Below are 16,024 nucleotides of genomic sequence, written 5' to 3' on the forward strand. Positions count from 1 at the left end.
TCAGTCACGCACAGCACCTTTCCCACATCGACATCGAGGAGAAGACACCGCATGACCGGATCCGACGCCGCACCGCAGATCGACACCAGCCGGCCGCACCCTGCCCGTGTGTACGACTGGTGGCTGGGCGGCAAGGACAACTACCCGGTGGACGAGGAGCTGGCCCGCAGGATCCTGGCCGCGGACGGCACGGTGGTACGCGGGGCGCGCGCCAACCGCCGGTTCATGCAACGGGCCGTCCGCACGGCCGCCGAGGCCGGGATACGCCAGTTCCTGGACATCGGCACCGGCATCCCCACCGAGCCCAACCTGCACCAGGTGGCGCAGCAGTCCGCGCCGGAGTCCAAGGTCGTGTACGCGGACAACGACCCGATCGTGCTCCGCCACGCAGAGGCGCTGCTGCACGGCTCCGCCGAGGGCAGCACGGACTACATCCACGCCGACGTCCGGGACCCCGAGGCCATCCTGCGCCTGGCCGGTGAGTCCCTGGACTTCGCGCAGCCCGTCGCCCTGTCCCTGGTGGCGCTCACCCACTACCTGGGCGACGAGGAGGACGACGTGTTCGGCCTGGTCAAGGGGTACGTCGAGGTGCTCGCACCCGGGAGCTTCCTGATCCTCTCGCAGGTCAGCCCGGACCTCGCCCCGGAGGGCGTGGCCAAGGCCACGGAGCTGTTCCGCAGGAGCGGCACGCCCTTCTACCCGCGCACCCTTCCCGAGTTCTCCCGCTTCTTCGAGGGTCTGGAACTGCTCGGCCCCGGTGTGATCCCGGTGTACGGCTGGCGTCCGGAGCCGGTGGACGTGGAGGCCCAGGCGGAGGGCGTCGTCCCGGTGTACGCGGGGGTCGCCCGCAAGAACTGACGCTCCCTGACCCGTACGGGCGCCGTGAACAGGTGCGCTCCCCGGCTCGCCCCTAGCGTCGAAGCACGGGGTGAGCAAGGGAGCGCACGTGACGGACACGCGGATACCGCCCACCGAGCCGGGAGCGGTGCTGCTGCGTGCCGGAAGGTTCTTCCGTCCGGGCACCCCGGCACCCGATCTGCACAGCATCGGGCTGACCGGCGGGCGTGAGGCCGACGCGTTCTACCGGGACCGCTGGAGCCACGACAAGGTCGTGAACCCCACGCACGGCGTGAACTGCACGGTCTCGTGCCGGTGGAAGGTGTACGTCAAGGACGGTCGGCATGACGTCCGCCGAGGTCGAGGCGATGTACCGGCTGCTGGCGATCGCCAAGTACGAGGACCGGTACGTGATTCCGACCGCCGCCGTCGGGGACGCGCGCCGGCTGGAGGAGTCCGCGCTGCCGGACGAGTGCAGCCTCGACTACGACGGCGGGCCGGGGATGGGCGGCGACGGCCTCGTCGGTCAGGACTCGGGACGCAGGCACCTGCCGCTGGTGTCGGTGGAGAACTTCCACGCGCTGCGCAGCCGCCAGACCACGGACAGCCCGGCCGACCCGGCCGACTCGAAGGAGGCCTGATGCCCTCGGACGCCGTGCTCCACCAAGCGGCAGCGCTCTGCCTGACGTACCCCGACGAGGACTTCCGCGCCCGGCTGCCGCTGCTGCGTGAAGCGGCCCCGCAGCTGCGGGAGTTCGTGGACCACGCGGCGGTCACTCCGGCCCATGAACTGGCCGCGCACTACGTCCAGGTCTTCGACTTCAAGAACCGCCACAGCCTCTACCTGAGCTGGTGGCAGGACGGGGACACCCGGCGGCGCGGCATGTCGCTGGTCCGCTTCAAGGAGGTCTACCGCGCCGCGGGCCTCGAGTTCACCGGCGAGGAACTGCCCGACTTCCTGCCCGCGGTCCTGGAGTTCGCGGCCCGCACCGGGGACACGGGCCTCCTCACCGAACACCGGGCCGGCCTGGAACAACTCCGTTCCCGGCTCACCGACTTCGGCACACCGTACGCATCCGTCCTGGACGCCGTGTGCGCCACACTGCCGATCGCACACCCAGGGGCGCGCCCATGACCACGCTGCTGTGGGGCGTCCTGCCGTACGTCGTCCTCGCCCTGCTCGTCGCCGGCCTGATCTGGCGCTACCGCTACGACAAGTACGGCTGGACCACGCGGTGGTCGGCATGGCGCTGATCGCCCTGGTGCCGTACACCCGCCTGGTCCACATGTTCAGCGCGCCGGTGCAGTACCTGTTCCGGCCGTATCTGGTGTACCGCAGCCGCGACCCCGAACAGCTGGGGCCGCGGCCGGAGCGGCGGGGTTGGGAGCGGATGGGCTCCCAGGTTTCGTGATGCTTAAGCGGCGCCGCCCTTCGTGTCCCGGTCCTCGTCCACGATCTCCGCGTCGACCACGCCCTCCTCTTCCTGCGGTGAGGTGTGCTGTTCGGTGCCGGTGCCGGTGCCGGTGTCGGTCGGGGGCTGGTCGGCCTGGGCGTACATCGCCTGGCCCATCTTCTGACTGACGGTGGCGAGTTTCTCGACGCCGGTGCGCAGCTCGTTGGTTTCCGCGTTCCGTTCCAAGAGGCCCTTCAGCTCTGTCGCCGCAGCCTCCACCTCCGACCTGGTCTCGGCGGGGATCCGCTCCTCGTTGTCCCGTATGAACTTCTCGGTCTGGTAGACGAGTTGTTCGGCCTGGTTCCGGGTCTCGGCGGACTCGCGGCGCTGGCGGTCCTCCTCGGCGTACTGCTCGGCCTCGCGCATCATGCGGTCGATGTCGTCCTTGGGGAGCGCCGAGCCGCCGGTCACCGTCATCTTCTGCTCGCGGCCGGTGGCCAGGTCCTTGGCCGACACGTGCATGATGCCGTTCGCGTCGATGTCGAAGGCGACCTCGATCTGCGGGATCCCGCGCGGGGCGGGCGGCAGCCCCGTCAGGTCGAAGACGCCCAACTTCTTGTTGTACGCGGCGATTTCACGCTCGCCCTGGTAGACCTGGATGCCCACCGAGGGCTGGTTGTCGGTGGCCGTCGTGAAGATCTCCGCACGCCGGGTCGGGATGGTCGTGTTGCGCTCGATCAGCTTCGTCATGATGCCGCCCTTGGTCTCGATGCCCAGGGACAGCGGGGTGACGTCGAGCAGGAGGACGTCCTTCACGTCGCCCCGGATGACGCCGGCCTGGAGGGCCGCACCGACGGCCACGACCTCATCGGGGTTGACGCCCTTGTGCGGGTCCTTGCCGGTGAGCTCCTTGACCAGTTCGGTGACCGCGGGCATCCGCGTCGAGCCGCCGACGAGGATGACGTGGTCGACCGCGGACAGCTTGATGCCGGCGTCCTTGACCGCCTGGTGGAAGGGGGTCTTGCAGCGGTCGAGGAGGTCGGCTGTGAGCTCCTGGAACTGGGCGCGGGTCATCTTCTCGTCGAGGTGCAGGGGCCCCTCGGCGGAGGCGGTGATGTAGGGCAGGTTGATCGTCGTCTCGGACGAGCTGGACAGCTCGATCTTGGCCTTCTCGGCACCCTCGCGCAGGCGCTGAACCGCCATCTTGTCGTTGCCGAGGTCGATGCCGTACTGCCCCTTGAACGTCTTGACCAGGTGCTCGACGATCCGCTGGTCCCAGTCGTCGCCGCCGAGGTGGGTGTCGCCGTTGGTCGCCTTGACCTCGATGACGCCGTCGCCGATCTCCAGGAGCGACACGTCGAAGGTGCCGCCGCCGAGGTCGAAGACCAGCACGGTCTGCTCCTCGCCCCGGTCCAGGCCGTAGGCGAGGGCGGCGGCCGTCGGCTCGTTGATGATTCGCAGGACCTTCAGCCCCGCGATCTCCCCGGCCTCCTTGGTCGCCTGCCGCTGCGAGTCGTCGAAGTACGCCGGTACGGTGATCACCGCGTCCGTGACGTCCTCGCCGAGGTAGGACTCCGCGTCCCGCTTCAGCTTCTGCAGGACCCGCGCGGACAGCTCCTGCGCCCGGTAGCGCGTCCCGTCCACGGAGCCCTGATCGGGGAAGCGCCACTGCGCTTCGCCCATGTGCCGCTTCACCGAGCGGGCGGTCCGCTCCACGTTCGTCACGGCCTGCCGCTTGGCCACCTCTCCGACCAGCACCTCCCCGTTCTTGGCGAAGGCCACGACCGAGGGTGTGGTCCTGGCCCCCTCCGCGTTGGCGACGACCGTGGGTTCGCCGCCCTCCAGGACGGCGACCACCGAGTTCGTGGTCCCGAGATCGATCCCGACCGCACGTGCCATCTCCGTCCCCTTCCGCCAGGGCACTCTTCACCCACCAGCACAAAACTTGAGTGCGCCGTTGTCAATGCCGCGTACCCCGGGTACCCGGAAAAGAACGGTGCCGCGCCCCCTCGGCGGGAGGCGCGGCACCGGCGGACGTCCGCGTACGGGTGTCAGGCGAGCTTGGCCGACAGCGTGATGGTGGTGCCGGTGAGGGCCTGGCTGACCGGGCAGTTGGCCTTGGCGTCCTCGGCGGCGACGACGAACGCGTCGTTGTCGATGCCGGGGACCGTGCCCTCGACGGTCAGATGGATGCCCGTGATGCCCTCACCCGGCTGAAAATTCACGTCGGCCGAGGTGATGAGCTTGGTGGGCGGGGTGCCGGCGCCCGCCAGAGCGTGCGACAGCGCCATGGAGAAGCAGCTGGAGTGGGCGGCGGCGATCAGCTCCTCGGGGCTGGTCTTGCCGTTCGCGTCCTGGGCGCGCGAGGCCCACGTGACCGGCTGCTGGGCGATGGCGCCGGAGGAGTCGAAGGAGACGACCCCGTTGCCCTCGATCAGGTTGCCTTCCCAGACGGTGTGTGCGGAGCGCGTGGTTGCCACGGTGAATCCTTCCGAATTCTGGGTGTTCCTTGGGATCCCATCCGATCACATTCCGGCTCACCGCACGCGCTCACTGCACGCGGAAGACCGGTCCACGGGCACTGAACGGCAGCCGCGCCCCCTGCGGGATGAGATATGCGTGCTCGCGCCGCACCCGCAGCACGTCGCACCAGCCGTCCGTGATGACGAGGACCGGCGCGGACCGCGGGAAGTCGTCGGCCCGATGGAGGAGGTCGATGCCGGGCTGCAGGACCGTGCCGCCGCGGCCGTGGACCCGGACGCGGCCGGCGATCTCCGTGACCGGGAGATAGCCGGCGTCGTGCGGGGCCGCGTCGCAGAAGACCACGCGGGCGGCCGGTACGTCGCGGGCCTCGGCGTACGAGGCGATGGCGCCCAGGGCCTTGCCGAGGAGGGTGCGGTCCATGGAGCCGGAGGTGTCGAGGACCACGCCGAAGGTGCAGCGGGCGACCTCCTCGGGCGGGAAGTAGCGGCCCGCACGCGGGATGTCCGGGGTGGAGGACTGGCGGCGCGAGGGGCGGGCGTACGACCGTACAGGCTCCGGGCGGGGCACGAACTCGTCGAACCAGCGGGCGAGTCGGGCGTCCCAGGGCAGGGGCGGGTGGCTGAGTGTGCGGATCTCCTCGACCAGGCCGCCGGGGAGGTAACCGCGTTCCTGCTGCTGGTGCAGGTCCAGGCCGTGGCACAGGCCGCGGCGGTAGAACTCGTCGAGGTCGACGTAGTCGCGCGGGCTGCCGAGCGGACCGCCGAGGATGTCGCCCGTGCCCTTGCCGCGCAACGTGGCCAGGCGGCGCGTCCGGCGCAGGTCGCCGGCCATGCGGTCGTAGACCTCCTCGGCGGACAGGTCCTTCAACTCCGGGTCGTACAGCAGCCCTTCGGGCATCGTGCCGACCTGCATCTCGCTGAGCCAGCCGTTGATGACGTAGTCGCAGGCGATGTTGAAGAGGTAGGGGTCGCGGGTACCGCAGCGGTCGCCGTGGCGCAGGGCGGCGTGCAGCATCTCGTGGCCGAGGATGAACCGCCATTCCTCGTCGTCGAAGGTCCGCAGCGGATTGACGTAGATCTCGCCGGCCTCCGGGTTCACCGCCGCCACGGAGATACCGTGTGCGCGGGTGAGTTCGGCGTCGGCGACGAGGGTGATGCCGGCCGCGATGCCGCCGAGCAGCGGGTAGGAGGAGATGAACCAGCTCAGGGCCTTCTGCCAGGGGCGCTGCGGTACCACCGCGCCGTCGAGGGAGTCACGGCGGCCGCCCGCCAGGTCCATCGCCGCGGACACGGTCCGGGTCAGTGCGGTGGCGAACGCCAGCTGCCAGTCGGGGGGTTGGGCCCAGCCCACCCACCGCAGGAGCAGCTGGTCGGGCTGGTCGCCCGCCGTGCCGCAGCGCTCGTACGCGGCCGGGAGCCCGTTCCGCCGCCAGCGCGCGGCGAGTTGCTCCTCGTCCCCGTCCGGATAGGAGGCGGGCAGCTCCTCCGGGGTCGTACCGATGGTGAAGTTCAGCAGGAAGCGGTTGACGACGACGCAGCGCGCGGCGAGGTCGAACCGGTCGGGCTGGGTGCGCTCGCCCTTCGCCGCCGGGACGTGCCCGAAGCCCAGATGCAGGACGGCGTGCGCGAGCGCCCAGGCCCAGGCGGCCGGTTCGGCCAGGCGCCTCGGGTGGACGTGCAGGTCGCCGTCCGAGTCGACGGCCACGAGCCCGTCGCGGGGCGCGAACCTGCACTCCTCCTGCCGGCAGACGCCGAACTCGACGGCCGCCAGCGCCGGGTTGGCCTTCACCAGCCGCATCCCCTCGGCGAACGCCTCGGCAGCGGGGTCCCGCTTCTTCTGCGCCTTGCCCCGGGTACGGCTCACCGGCGCGCCTCCACCAGGCGGGGCATGTCCCGGGCGGCCTCGATGAGGAACCACGAGGGCAGCACGGGGTTGCCGTCCGTGTCGGAGGCGATGACGGTCTGGGCGACCTCCACGGAGATCTCCGCGAGCTGCACGAGCAGCGACTTGGCGCGGTACGCGGTCTGCCGGCCGTTCGCCGACATGTGCTCCTTGCTGACCGGGAGTTCCTTCATCAGGCGCCCGCGGAAGGACTCGGCGAGGTAGTAGAGCAGGTCGCGGTCCTCGAGGCGGTTCGGCCAGCGGGCGTCACCCTTGATGACGGCCTCGATGCCGAACTGGCTGCGCACGATCTTGACGTAGCCACAGAAGGCGGTCGCGTGCACGGGCGTCAGCGTGCCGTGCGCGAGGACCTTCAGCGTCTCCTCGTCGAGGCCCTGCCCGAAGGAGTGCAGCGCGTCGGAGAGCATGTGCCAGGAGCGGGGCGTGGAGAAGGGCTCCTCGGTCTTCGGCGGCTTGGACCACAGGTGGTCGGGCCGGTCGGTGAGGTGGTCGAGGATCCAGGGGTGGATGCCGTTGTTCGCGGCCCAGGTCAGCCAGTCCTTGGCGGACGCCTCCAGGTGCACATGGGTGAGGCGGTTGACCAGGGCGGAGGCGATGGGGCGGGCGAGCGCGTTGTCCGTGGCCCGGTTGCCGGCGCCTATGACGATCGAGCCCTTCGGCAGTTCGTAGTTGCCGATGCGGCGGTCGAGGATCAGCGAGTAGAACGCCTTCTGGACATCCGGTGTGGCCGCGTTCAGCTCGTCCAGGAACAGGCAGTACGGCTCGTCACGGGCGATGGCCTCCGGCGGGCAGAAGACGGACCGCCCGTCGCGGATCTGCGGGACGCCGATCAGGTCCTCGGGCGCGAGCTGCGTGCCGAGCAGGCTCACGCACTCCAGTCCCAGCGACTCGGCGAAGTCCCTGACGAGGGACGACTTTCCGATGCCGGGGGCACCCCAGATGAAGACCGGCCGCACGGTGGCGAGACCGAGCAGCAGTTCCGGGATACGGGTGGGAGTGACGGTGACGGCTGCCTGCACGCAGCGGCTCCAGGGTGTTCGAGAGGGGCGCGCAGGTGCGCGATGTCCGATACGGACAGTGTGTGCCCACGGATCTGCGGGCGCAGCCGATTTTCCGGGCACCGGCTCTCAGGCGGCCCGCTCCTCCGGCTCCGTCTCCAAGGGCACCTGGGGGCCGTTCGTCTCGCGCAGCCAGCGGCGCAGGACGCGGTGGACGTGCTCGGCGCCGACGAGGTCGCCGTCGTCGTCGACCGGCTCGGAGAACGCGAGCGGCGAGAGCAGGAAGGGGCTGCCCTGGGCGCCGCCGAGCCCGCCGTGCGAGCCGATCTGCTCCTCGAACGCGAGGACCTCGCCGTCGGCCGGGTCGTGGAAGGAGTTGACCATGATGTCGGCGGTGTGCGGGAAGGAGTGCGTGCGGCGCACGGCGTCGGCGGCACCCGGTCCGAACACCGCCAACGGGCCCGGATTCTCGTCGAGTCGACCGAGCGGGATCTCCGCGCCGTACGCCCCGAGCACGACCCCGCCGTGCTGCTCGCTGCGCACGAGCAGGAAGCCGATGCCGGGGTGGTTGGCGAGCGTCGTCAGCAGGGCCGGGTGGCGGGCGTCGATCTCCTCCTTGCTCATCCGGTGCGGCACGTCCGGGAAGGAGACCAGGCCGAGGTTCCCGGAGGCCAGCACGAGCGGCTCGGAATGGCGGCGCGAGGGGCGGTACTCCTCGCCGCCCTCCTCGACAGGCCGGCGGAGCGCCGCACGCACGGCGGCGCGGGCCTCGGCCCCGCTGTGGGTGCGCTGCGCCTTGCGCGGCACGGGCAGCCCGCACCCGGCCCGCACCAGGTCGCCGAGGCCGAGGCCGTAGCGGGCACGGAAGGTCTCGCCGGGGCTCTGGCCATGGTCGGACAGGACGACGATGCGGTACGGCCGTGGGGCGTGCTCGGCGACGTTCGCGATCAGCGCCAGGGAGCGGTCGAGGCGTTCGAGGACCTTCTCGGCGTCGCGGCTGGTCGGCCCGGAGTGGTGCGCCACTTCGTCGTACGCCACCAGGTCGGCGTAGACGGCGGTGCGCCCGGCGAGCATGTCGCCCATCACCGCGGCGACGACGACGTCCCGTTCGACGACCGTCGCGAAGGCGCGGACGAAGGGGTAGAGGCCGCCGCGGGCGACGCGGGGGCGCTCCTTCCTGATCCGGGCCCGGGTGGACTGGCCGATCTCGCGGCCGACTTCGGCGACGAAGGACATGGCGGTGCGCACCGCGTTGGCCGGGTCGGAGAAGTACGCGAAGTAGCCCGCCCGGGACCGGTTCTCGCGGCCGCGGCGGCGGGTGGCGATGGACAGCACCAGGGCCTGCTCGTCGGCGCCGCCGCTGAAGAGGTTGCCGCGGCTCGCGCCGTCGACGGTGAGGAGGCCGCCGTCGCCGGTGTGCTCGACGGCCCGGCGCTGGAGTTCGGCGGCGCTGGTCGGCCGGTTGCAGACCATCACCTCGCGGCTGTCCTTCTCGTACCAGCGGAACGCCGGGATGTCGTGGTTGCTGCCGTGCAGGATGCCGAGCTGGCTGGCGCCGGTCTGGCTGGACCAGTCGGTGCGCCAGGGGGTGAGCCGATGGCTGCTCTCCAGCCACCGGGCGACGGTGGGCATCAGGCCCTTGCCGACCGCTGCCAGGAGGACGTCGTGCCCGACGCCGTCGAGTTGCAGGAAGACCGTGCCCTGCGCGGACGGGCCCGGTGGCCGGCTTCGACGGCGGCGGTCGGACAGGCGGTAGAGGCGGCGCCGGTAGGCGTCGTCGTCCCGCACGGCGAGGGCGGCGCCGGTGGCGGAGGCGACGGCGGACATCACGGCCGCGACGATGACGGCGGTCTCGGGGGCGGCCTCGCTGTCGCCGGAGGGGTTGATGCGCAGCGCGAGGAGCAGCAGCGAGCCGTTGAGGAAGAACACCAGCAGCCCGAGGACCAGCGCGGGCACGAGCAGCAGCAGCCGGACCAGCAGCGGCCACACCAGAGCCGACAGCAGACCGAAGGCGCCGGCGCCGAACGCCGCCGTGACGGCGATGCGGGTGGCGCTGTCGCCGTCCGCGGACTGGAGCTGGAAGTCGGGGAGGATCCCGGCGAGCACGAGCAGCGTGACCGTGGAGACCGCCCACACCGCGACGCTCCGCCCCATCTGACTGGCGACCCGCCGCCAACGCCCGCCACGCACGCCCAGCCCACCTCACGTCCTGGCCCGTCGTCGGTGCGGGCCTCTACTCAGACTGTCACAAGGGTCGGACAACCAGTTCTGTCACCGAAAGGGGGGTGCCTCAGCGGCCGTCGTATCCGGCTGTCGGCATCGACAGGCGCCGATGCACCCGTGCCTTCATCTGCGCGTCGTAGCAGGGCTCCGCGGAGCCCACCGTCTCCACCCGCACCCCGCGCCGGGCGCACTCCGCGGTGAACTCCTCGACGGACGACAGCGCGCTCTCCAGCACCCGGCGGCTGGGCGCCACGAACAGATCGGTCCCCGGCCGGACGCCGTCCCACAGCACGCAGTGGTCGGCCCGCAGACCCCGCACCAGGAGTTCCCGGCTGACGATGTAGCCCCGCTCGGCGGCCCAGCGCGCGCACATCGCGTGCTGGCTGCGGGAGTCCACCAGGAAAGGATCGGCGTCCAGTTCCTCCAGCGGCGTCAGACTCGCGATCGCCGTCACGCGCACCGGTCCCATGGCGTCCCCCTCACCTCTGGGTTTCGGCGCCGACCCTACTCCTGCCCGTAGGCTTCGGGGGAGTCGCGCGAAGGAGGCAAAGAGGTGCCGGTGGAGATCACCTGGTGGGGCCACGCGACCTGCACGGTCGCGGACTCGGACGTGCGCCTGCTCACCGACCCTCTGTTCGCCAGCCGCCTCGCCCATCTCCGCCGCCGTCGCGGGGAACTGCCGCCGCCCGCGGCCTGGCGCGCGGACGTGGCGCTCGTGTCGCATCTGCACGCCGACCACCTGCATGTTCCCTCGCTGGAGCGGCTCGCCGAGGGCACGCTCCTGCTGGTGCCCCGGGGCGCACCCCGGGCGGTACCGGGGCTGCGGCGGCTCAGCCACCTCACCGTGAGCGAAGTGACGCCCGGGGACGAGGTGACGGTCGGCGAAGTGGTCGTACGGGCCGTGCCCGCGCGGCACGACGGGCGGCGGCTGCCGCTCGGGCCGCATCGCTCCCCCGCGCTCGGCTACGTCATCGAGGGCGAGGCGCGGACGTACTTCGCCGGGGACACCGGGCTGTTCGACGGGATGGCGCAGGAGGTCGGGCCGGTCGACGTGGCGCTGCTGCCGGTGGGCGGCTGGGGTCCCTACCTCGGGGAAGGGCACCTGGACGCCGGGCGAGCCGCTCAGGCGCTGGCCCGGCTGTCGCCGCGCAGTGCGGTGCCGGTGCACTACGGCACGTACTGGCCGATCGGGATGGACGCCGTGCGCCCGCACGAATTCCACGCGCCCGGCGACGAGTTCGTGCGCCTCGCGGCCGAGAGCGCACCCGAGGTGGCGGTGCACCGCCTCGGGCACGGGGAGAGTGTGCGGCTGGAGGTCGCACGGTGATACTGCTCGCCGTCACCGCGACGACGACCGTGCCACCCGAGTCGACCCAGCAGGCGCTCGGGTATCCGTCGCTGTTCCTGCTGGTGCTGTTCGGGGCATTGGTGCCGGTGATTCCCACGGGGGCGCTGGTGAGTTCGGCGGCCGTGGTGGCCTTTCACCAGACGGCGCCGTTCGCGCTGGCGCTGGTGTTCGTGACGGCTTCGCTGGCGGCGTTCCTCGGCGACGCGACGCTGTACTGGCTCGGGCGGCGCGGCATGCGGTCGAAGAACGGGTCGCGGTGGCTGGAGGCGATTCGGGCGCGGGCGCCGGAGGAGCGGCTCGCGCAGGCGCAGTCGAAACTCGCGGAGCACGGCGTGGCTGTGCTGGTGCTGTCTCGGCTCGTGCCGGCGGGTCGCATCCCGGTGATGCTGGCGTGCCTCATGGCTCGGTGGCCGTTGCGGCGGTTTGCCCGCGGGAATCTGCCGGCGTGCCTGGCCTGGGCTGTGACATATCAGTTGATCGGGATTCTGGGCGGTTCGCTGTTCGACGAGCCCTGGGAGGGCGTGGTGGCGGCGGTTGGGCTGACCCTGGTCATCAGTGTGGTGCCGGGTGTCTGGCGACGCCTGCGGAAGGGTGCCCAAGGGGCGGGGGTCTGATGTCGTTTGGCGACTGCGGGACGGTGGGGGCTTGTCGCGCAGTTCCCCGCGCCCCTTATGGGGCGTCCGACCAGCCGTGGCTAGTTCAGCACCCGAGAGCCTCCCACCGGTAGATCCCACAGGTCCCCTCGGTCCAGGCCCGCCTTTTCCCAGGCCCTACGAACGCGTGTGAGCGGTTCCAGGACCGGCTCGGCCGACAACACGAACGTGCCCCAGTGCATCGGCGCCATCCTTCGTGCGCCGATGTCCTGGGCCGCGCGTACCGCCTCCTCCGGGTCGCAGTGGACGTCGCTGAGCCACCAGCGGGGGTCGTAGGCGCCGATGGGGAGGATGGCCAGGTCGATGCCGGGGTAGCGCTCGCCGATGCGGGTGAACCAGTGGCCGTAGCCCGTGTCGCCCGCGAAGTGGACGCGCTGTCCGTCGGGGGCGGTGAGGACCCAACCGCCCCACAGGGAGCGGCAGGTGTCGGTGAGGGTGCGCTTGGACCAGTGGTGGGCGGGGACGAAGTCGAAGCGGACGCCGTCCAGTTCGGCCGCCTCCCACCAGTCCAGTTCCGTGATGGCGGTGAAGCGGCGGCGGCGGAACCAGGGGCCGAGGCCCGCCGGCACGAACACCGGGGTGTCGCGCGGGAGTCGGCGCAGCGTGGGGGCGTCCAGGTGGTCGTAGTGGTTGTGGCTGATGACGACCGCGTCGACGCGCGGCAGGGCGTTCCAGTCGATGCCGACCGGGGTGATGCGGGCGGGGGTGCCGAGGATGCGGCGGGACCAGACCGGGTCGGTGAGGACGGTCAGCCCGCCGATCTGCACCACCCAACTGGCGTGTCCCGCCCAGGAGACGGCGACGGTGCGGGCGTCGACGCGGGGCAGCGGTGCGGGTTCGAACGGGAGCCGGGGGATGTCGGCGAGGCCCTCGCGCCCCGGCCGTACGGAGCCCTCGCGGGCAAACCGGGCCATGGCCTTGAGATCGGGCAGCGGGGCGGTCAGACGGTCGTGGAAGGTTCGCGGCCACACCCGGCGCTCGCCCAGCGGGCGGGGTTCGACGAGCGGCGGGAACGGAGGCGCGAACGGGGCTGTGGACGCCGGATCGTCGGCCTCCCTGGTGGTCGCACTCGTGCTCTTGGTGGTGGTCGACTCGGACTGCTGCGTCATCGAGGAGGCTCCCATCGCTGAGCGTCGTCGCGGAGATCGTCGAAGACCGACTTCACATGGATCAACGCGCGTTGCACGTGTGGCAGTTCCAACGGCGTGGGTGAGGCGAGACATTCCGCGCGTTCCTCGTCCGTACGGCCCAGCAGCGGGCCGGTGGACAGCCGGACGCGCAGCGCGCCGAGTTCGTCGCCGAACCGGTGGCCACCGGGCGCGGGCATGCCGAGCCGGACGGCGAGGAAGTCCTCCAGTTCCTGCGCGTCGCCCACGCCGTGCGCGGTGAGCGCGGCGCGCAGCGGGCCGAGGTCGGCGTAGAGGTGGCGGCCGGCCTGCGGAGGCCGGGAGAGGGTGCCCGTCGCGACGACGGCGGCGTGCACGGCGGCGGCCACGCGCGCGTGCAGTCCCACGGCGGCGGCCACGCGCGCGGTGACCGGTCCGGGCTCCTCCAGCGCGTACGCGGCCGCGGCGGCGACCGGGCCGGCGATACGGGCGCCCATCGCGGTGAGCACGTCGAGCACGCGCGCGTGGAGGTCGCGGCCCGCCTCGACCACCGGGAAGCGGGCCACGGCGGCCGGCCAGCCGGTCGGCAGCAGGGCGCCCGCCAGGTCGGTGACGACGGTGACCCGGTCGGGCAGCATCTCGGCGGGGCTGAGCAGCACCGTGTCGTGCGGGGCGTGCACGGTGTCGCGCCAGGTCTCGTCGCTCACCAGGTGCAGGCCCTCCCCCGCGGCGGCCTCGGCGCACTCGTGCAGCATCTCGGGCGGGGCGACGGTGGCGGTGGGGTCGTCGGCGACCGACAGCACGAGCAGCCGCGGGTCACCGCCCTCGGCGCGCACCCTGCGCACGGTCTCCAGGAGGGCATACGGATCCGGGACGCCACCGCACTCGGCCGGCGTCGGGACATGGAAGACGGGTCTTCCCAACAGGCGTGCGTACGGCGCCCACCAGGCCGCGCAGGGCCTCGGCACCAGGACGTCGCCGCCGACCGCGGCGGTCAGCGCGAGCAGCAGGGCGGGGGCGCCGGGGCCGGCGGCCACCCGGGCGGGCTCGACGGCCAGGCCGCGCCGCTCCCAGTAGCCGCACGCGGCCTCGATCAGCTCGGGTCCGCCACCGATCGGCTCCGCGTCGGCCCGTGTCGCGGCCGCGGCGAGCACCTCGGTGAGTTCGGGCGGTACGGGCAGGCCGTCCTCGGGCAGCGGCGGCCCGTATCGGACGGGGCCGTGGCCTTCCGGGTCCGTCCGCCGCATGCGTACCTCCACGCAGTCCCTGTGCCGTGTCCGTCGCCGTCGGCTCTGTTCTTCGCTCTCGCGTCGACCCCGTGTTCAGTTTCCCGCGCTTCGTGCGGGTTCGTACGAGGCGGGACGTGCCCTCGGGCTCTGAGTACCCAGGGTGGCGCCGCACCATGGGCGTGTGCTCGGGTCGCGCCGGTCACACGGCGGGTCAGCGGCCGAGGACGGAGCCCCTGAGCCACAGCCGGTACCCGGCCGCGCCCATCGCGCCCGCGATCAGGATGCCGCCGATGACCAGGGCGGGCACGGAGTCCGTGAAGGTGCCGCCCTCACCGGCCTGCACCCCGTGCTGGACCGGGGCGCTGCCGCAGGAGTCGGCGTTCGGCTCGGCGCACGGCCGGCTTTCGCCACCGCCGCCGACACCACTGCCGACACCACTCCCGACACCGCTGCCGAGGCCGTCGCCTCCGCCACCACCGCCGTGGTTCGCCTGGAACTTGGCGCTCCACGCCTTGCCCTTTCCGCCGGGCGCGGCCGGGCAGGTGCCGTCGACGGTCCACCCGCCCGAGTCCTGGCCCGTCGCGTCCGGGGCGTCGGCCTCGACGTCGTCGGCGGGCGAGATACGGGCGGTGCCCCGGTAGGCGGTGCCGGAACCCTCTTCCTCGCTGCCGGGGACTTGTTGCAGCTGGACGATGCCCTCGTCGAAGGCCTCGGAGGTGGCGTCGATGGTGGCGGGTGCCTGGCCGCCGGTGGATTCGCAGGAGACGGAGACGGTGACGCTGCCGCCCGGGGAGACGGTGCTCGGACTGACCTCCGCGGCCGGGTCCGCATAGGCGGCCGAGGCGGCGAAGCCGAGCGTGGCACTGGCCAGGGCCGCGACGGACAGGACACGGGCGGTGCGACGCATGGGGAGGGCTCCTTCGACGGGCGACTTCTCAGGAGCACGGAGTCGTGCCCCATAGCCCATGACAGCCCGCCCGGCGGCAAGGCGCGCGCGGCCGAGCCCCATTCGCGCGACGGGCACGGCCGAGCGGGTGACGCCTGTGCTCCTCGACCGGGCGTCAGTTCATCAGCGCGGCCAAGTCCCTCTCCAGCCCCCGCCCCCGCCGCTCGACCACCGCCGACGCCACGTCGGACAGCTTGCGGTTGCTGCCCTGCGAGATGCGGCGCAGCACTCCGAAGGCGCCGTCCGCGTCGCAGCCGAGCACGTGCATGACGATGCCGCAGGCCTGGTCGACGAGGGGACGGGAGCGCAGGGCGGTGCCGAGCTGGTCGAGCTCGGTGAGCGCGGCCCGGTAGGAACGGTCGCGGACGAGGCACGTCATGGCGAAGTCGCCGAGCGCCCGGGCGGGCCCGTGCGGGACGTCCTCGAGGGCACCGGGCCGGAAGCTGTAGAGGCTGAGGGTGACCGTGAGGCCAAAGCGACGGAAGGGCAGCGTGACGCTGGAGCGCACCCCCGAGTCGAGCGCCAGGGCACGGTAGTCCGGCCAGCGCTCCTCGCTCAGCAGGTCGGAGGAGCGGGCGGGCTCCCCGTGTTCCAGGGCGGCCGGGATGGGTCCGTCCCCGGAGCGGAGCTGCACGGCGACGAGCGGGGCGAGGTCGGGATGGGTGACGGCGGCGGGCCGCTCGCTGCCGCCCTGCGCCACCATGCCGCTCGCTCCGCAGCACTCGGTGGTGCAGCGCACGGCCTCCTCGACCAGCTCCGACAGACGCCGCCCCGGAAGGGCGGGCTCGGCAGGCTCGGTACCCCAACTGCGGGGGTGATGCCCGGTGTTCGGCATGGTGAACACCTCCTCTTCCGCGCGCCTTCCCCCTCCCCCGGTCCGAAAACGGCGGACGGCACAGGGAGC

The 16,024-nt window shown here is 72.2% G+C and carries 15 protein-coding genes and 3 pseudogenes; 8 read left to right on the forward strand and 10 right to left on the reverse strand.

Annotation, left to right across the window (positions count from 1 at the left end):
* Nucleotides 1-51: 51 nt before the first annotated feature.
* The 6 genes and pseudogenes from OG303_RS11760 to OG303_RS11785 all read left to right on the forward strand — a co-directional run.
* Nucleotides 52-858, forward strand: a complete 807-nt coding sequence (locus OG303_RS11760; protein WP_405867593.1) for an SAM-dependent methyltransferase — start codon at nucleotides 52-54, stop codon at nucleotides 856-858.
* A gap of 88 nt (nucleotides 859-946) precedes the next feature.
* Nucleotides 947-1,222 (forward strand): annotated as a pseudogene (locus tag OG303_RS11765) (hypothetical protein); the annotation flags it as partial.
* Nucleotides 1,176-1,478 (forward strand): annotated as a pseudogene (gene narY, locus OG303_RS11770) (nitrate reductase subunit beta); the annotation flags it as partial. The pseudogenes OG303_RS11765 and narY, both read left to right, overlap by 47 nt.
* Nucleotides 1,478-1,972, forward strand: a complete 495-nt coding sequence (gene narJ / locus OG303_RS11775) for a nitrate reductase molybdenum cofactor assembly chaperone (protein ID WP_405877203.1) — start codon at nucleotides 1,478-1,480, stop codon at nucleotides 1,970-1,972. The pseudogene narY and the gene narJ, both read left to right, overlap by 1 nt.
* Complete coding sequence (locus OG303_RS11780; protein ID WP_405867595.1) at nucleotides 1,969-2,091, forward strand: respiratory nitrate reductase subunit gamma; 123 nt, start codon at nucleotides 1,969-1,971, stop codon at nucleotides 2,089-2,091. The genes narJ and OG303_RS11780 overlap by 4 nt, the downstream gene beginning before the upstream one ends.
* A pseudogene (locus tag OG303_RS11785) lies at nucleotides 2,067-2,249 on the forward strand (respiratory nitrate reductase subunit gamma); the annotation flags it as partial. The gene OG303_RS11780 and the pseudogene OG303_RS11785, both read left to right, overlap by 25 nt.
* Nucleotides 2,250-2,252: 3 nt before the next feature.
* On the opposite strand, the gene dnaK reads toward OG303_RS11785, so the two are convergent.
* From dnaK to OG303_RS11815, 6 genes are all read right to left on the reverse strand, one after another.
* A complete protein-coding gene (dnaK, locus tag OG303_RS11790) occupies nucleotides 2,253-4,130 on the reverse strand; it encodes a molecular chaperone DnaK (RefSeq protein ID WP_405867597.1) in 1,878 nt (625 codons plus the stop codon).
* A 152-nt stretch (nucleotides 4,131-4,282) separates the two neighbouring features.
* Nucleotides 4,283-4,711, reverse strand: a complete 429-nt coding sequence (locus tag OG303_RS11795) for an OsmC family protein (RefSeq protein ID WP_405867599.1) — start codon at nucleotides 4,709-4,711, stop codon at nucleotides 4,283-4,285.
* 70 nt (nucleotides 4,712-4,781) lie between these two features.
* A complete protein-coding gene (locus OG303_RS11800; RefSeq protein WP_405867601.1) occupies nucleotides 4,782-6,578 on the reverse strand; it encodes a DUF2201 family putative metallopeptidase in 1,797 nt (598 codons plus the stop codon).
* Complete coding sequence (locus OG303_RS11805) at nucleotides 6,575-7,636, reverse strand: ATP-binding protein (protein WP_405867603.1); 1,062 nt, start codon at nucleotides 7,634-7,636, stop codon at nucleotides 6,575-6,577. Before OG303_RS11805 ends, OG303_RS11800 begins: the two co-directional genes overlap by 4 nt.
* 108 nt (nucleotides 7,637-7,744) lie before the next feature.
* Entirely contained in the window at nucleotides 7,745-9,769 is a 2,025-nt protein-coding gene (locus OG303_RS11810; RefSeq protein WP_405877205.1) for an alkaline phosphatase family protein, read from the reverse strand.
* Between the two features lie 136 nt (nucleotides 9,770-9,905).
* Nucleotides 9,906-10,307, reverse strand: a complete 402-nt coding sequence (locus tag OG303_RS11815; RefSeq protein ID WP_405867605.1) for a hypothetical protein — start codon at nucleotides 10,305-10,307, stop codon at nucleotides 9,906-9,908.
* A gap of 84 nt (nucleotides 10,308-10,391) precedes the next feature.
* On the opposite strand from OG303_RS11815, the gene OG303_RS11820 reads away from it, so the two are divergent.
* Complete coding sequence (locus OG303_RS11820) at nucleotides 10,392-11,165, forward strand: MBL fold metallo-hydrolase (protein WP_405867607.1); 774 nt, start codon at nucleotides 10,392-10,394, stop codon at nucleotides 11,163-11,165.
* The gene (locus tag OG303_RS11825) at nucleotides 11,162-11,800 is read left to right on the forward strand and encodes a DedA family protein (protein ID WP_405867609.1); all 639 of its coding nucleotides are present in this window, start codon (nucleotides 11,162-11,164) and stop codon (nucleotides 11,798-11,800) included. Before OG303_RS11820 ends, OG303_RS11825 begins: the two co-directional genes overlap by 4 nt.
* Before the next feature lie 80 nt (nucleotides 11,801-11,880).
* Here OG303_RS11825 and OG303_RS11830 read toward each other — a convergent pair whose 3' ends face one another.
* The 4 genes from OG303_RS11830 to OG303_RS11845 form a co-directional block, all read right to left on the reverse strand.
* A complete protein-coding gene (locus OG303_RS11830) occupies nucleotides 11,881-12,948 on the reverse strand; it encodes an MBL fold metallo-hydrolase (protein WP_405867611.1) in 1,068 nt (355 codons plus the stop codon).
* On the reverse strand, nucleotides 12,945-14,192 hold the full coding sequence (locus OG303_RS11835) for an aminotransferase class I/II-fold pyridoxal phosphate-dependent enzyme (RefSeq protein ID WP_405867613.1): 1,248 nt from the start codon (nucleotides 14,190-14,192) through the stop codon (nucleotides 12,945-12,947). The genes OG303_RS11830 and OG303_RS11835 overlap by 4 nt, the downstream gene beginning before the upstream one ends.
* 193 nt (nucleotides 14,193-14,385) lie before the next feature.
* Nucleotides 14,386-15,081 carry a hypothetical protein gene (locus OG303_RS11840; protein ID WP_405867615.1) on the reverse strand — a complete coding sequence of 232 codons (696 nt, stop codon included), beginning with the start codon at nucleotides 15,079-15,081 and terminating at the stop codon, nucleotides 14,386-14,388.
* 154 nt (nucleotides 15,082-15,235) lie between these two features.
* Nucleotides 15,236-15,955: an ANTAR domain-containing response regulator gene (locus OG303_RS11845; protein ID WP_405867617.1), complete on the reverse strand. Its 720-nt coding sequence runs from the start codon at nucleotides 15,953-15,955 to the stop codon at nucleotides 15,236-15,238.
* Nucleotides 15,956-16,024: the final 69 nt, after the last annotated feature.

Source organism: Streptomyces sp. NBC_00005, from assembly GCF_045160215.1.
Taxonomy (GTDB): Bacteria; Actinomycetota; Actinomycetes; order Streptomycetales; family Streptomycetaceae; genus Streptomyces.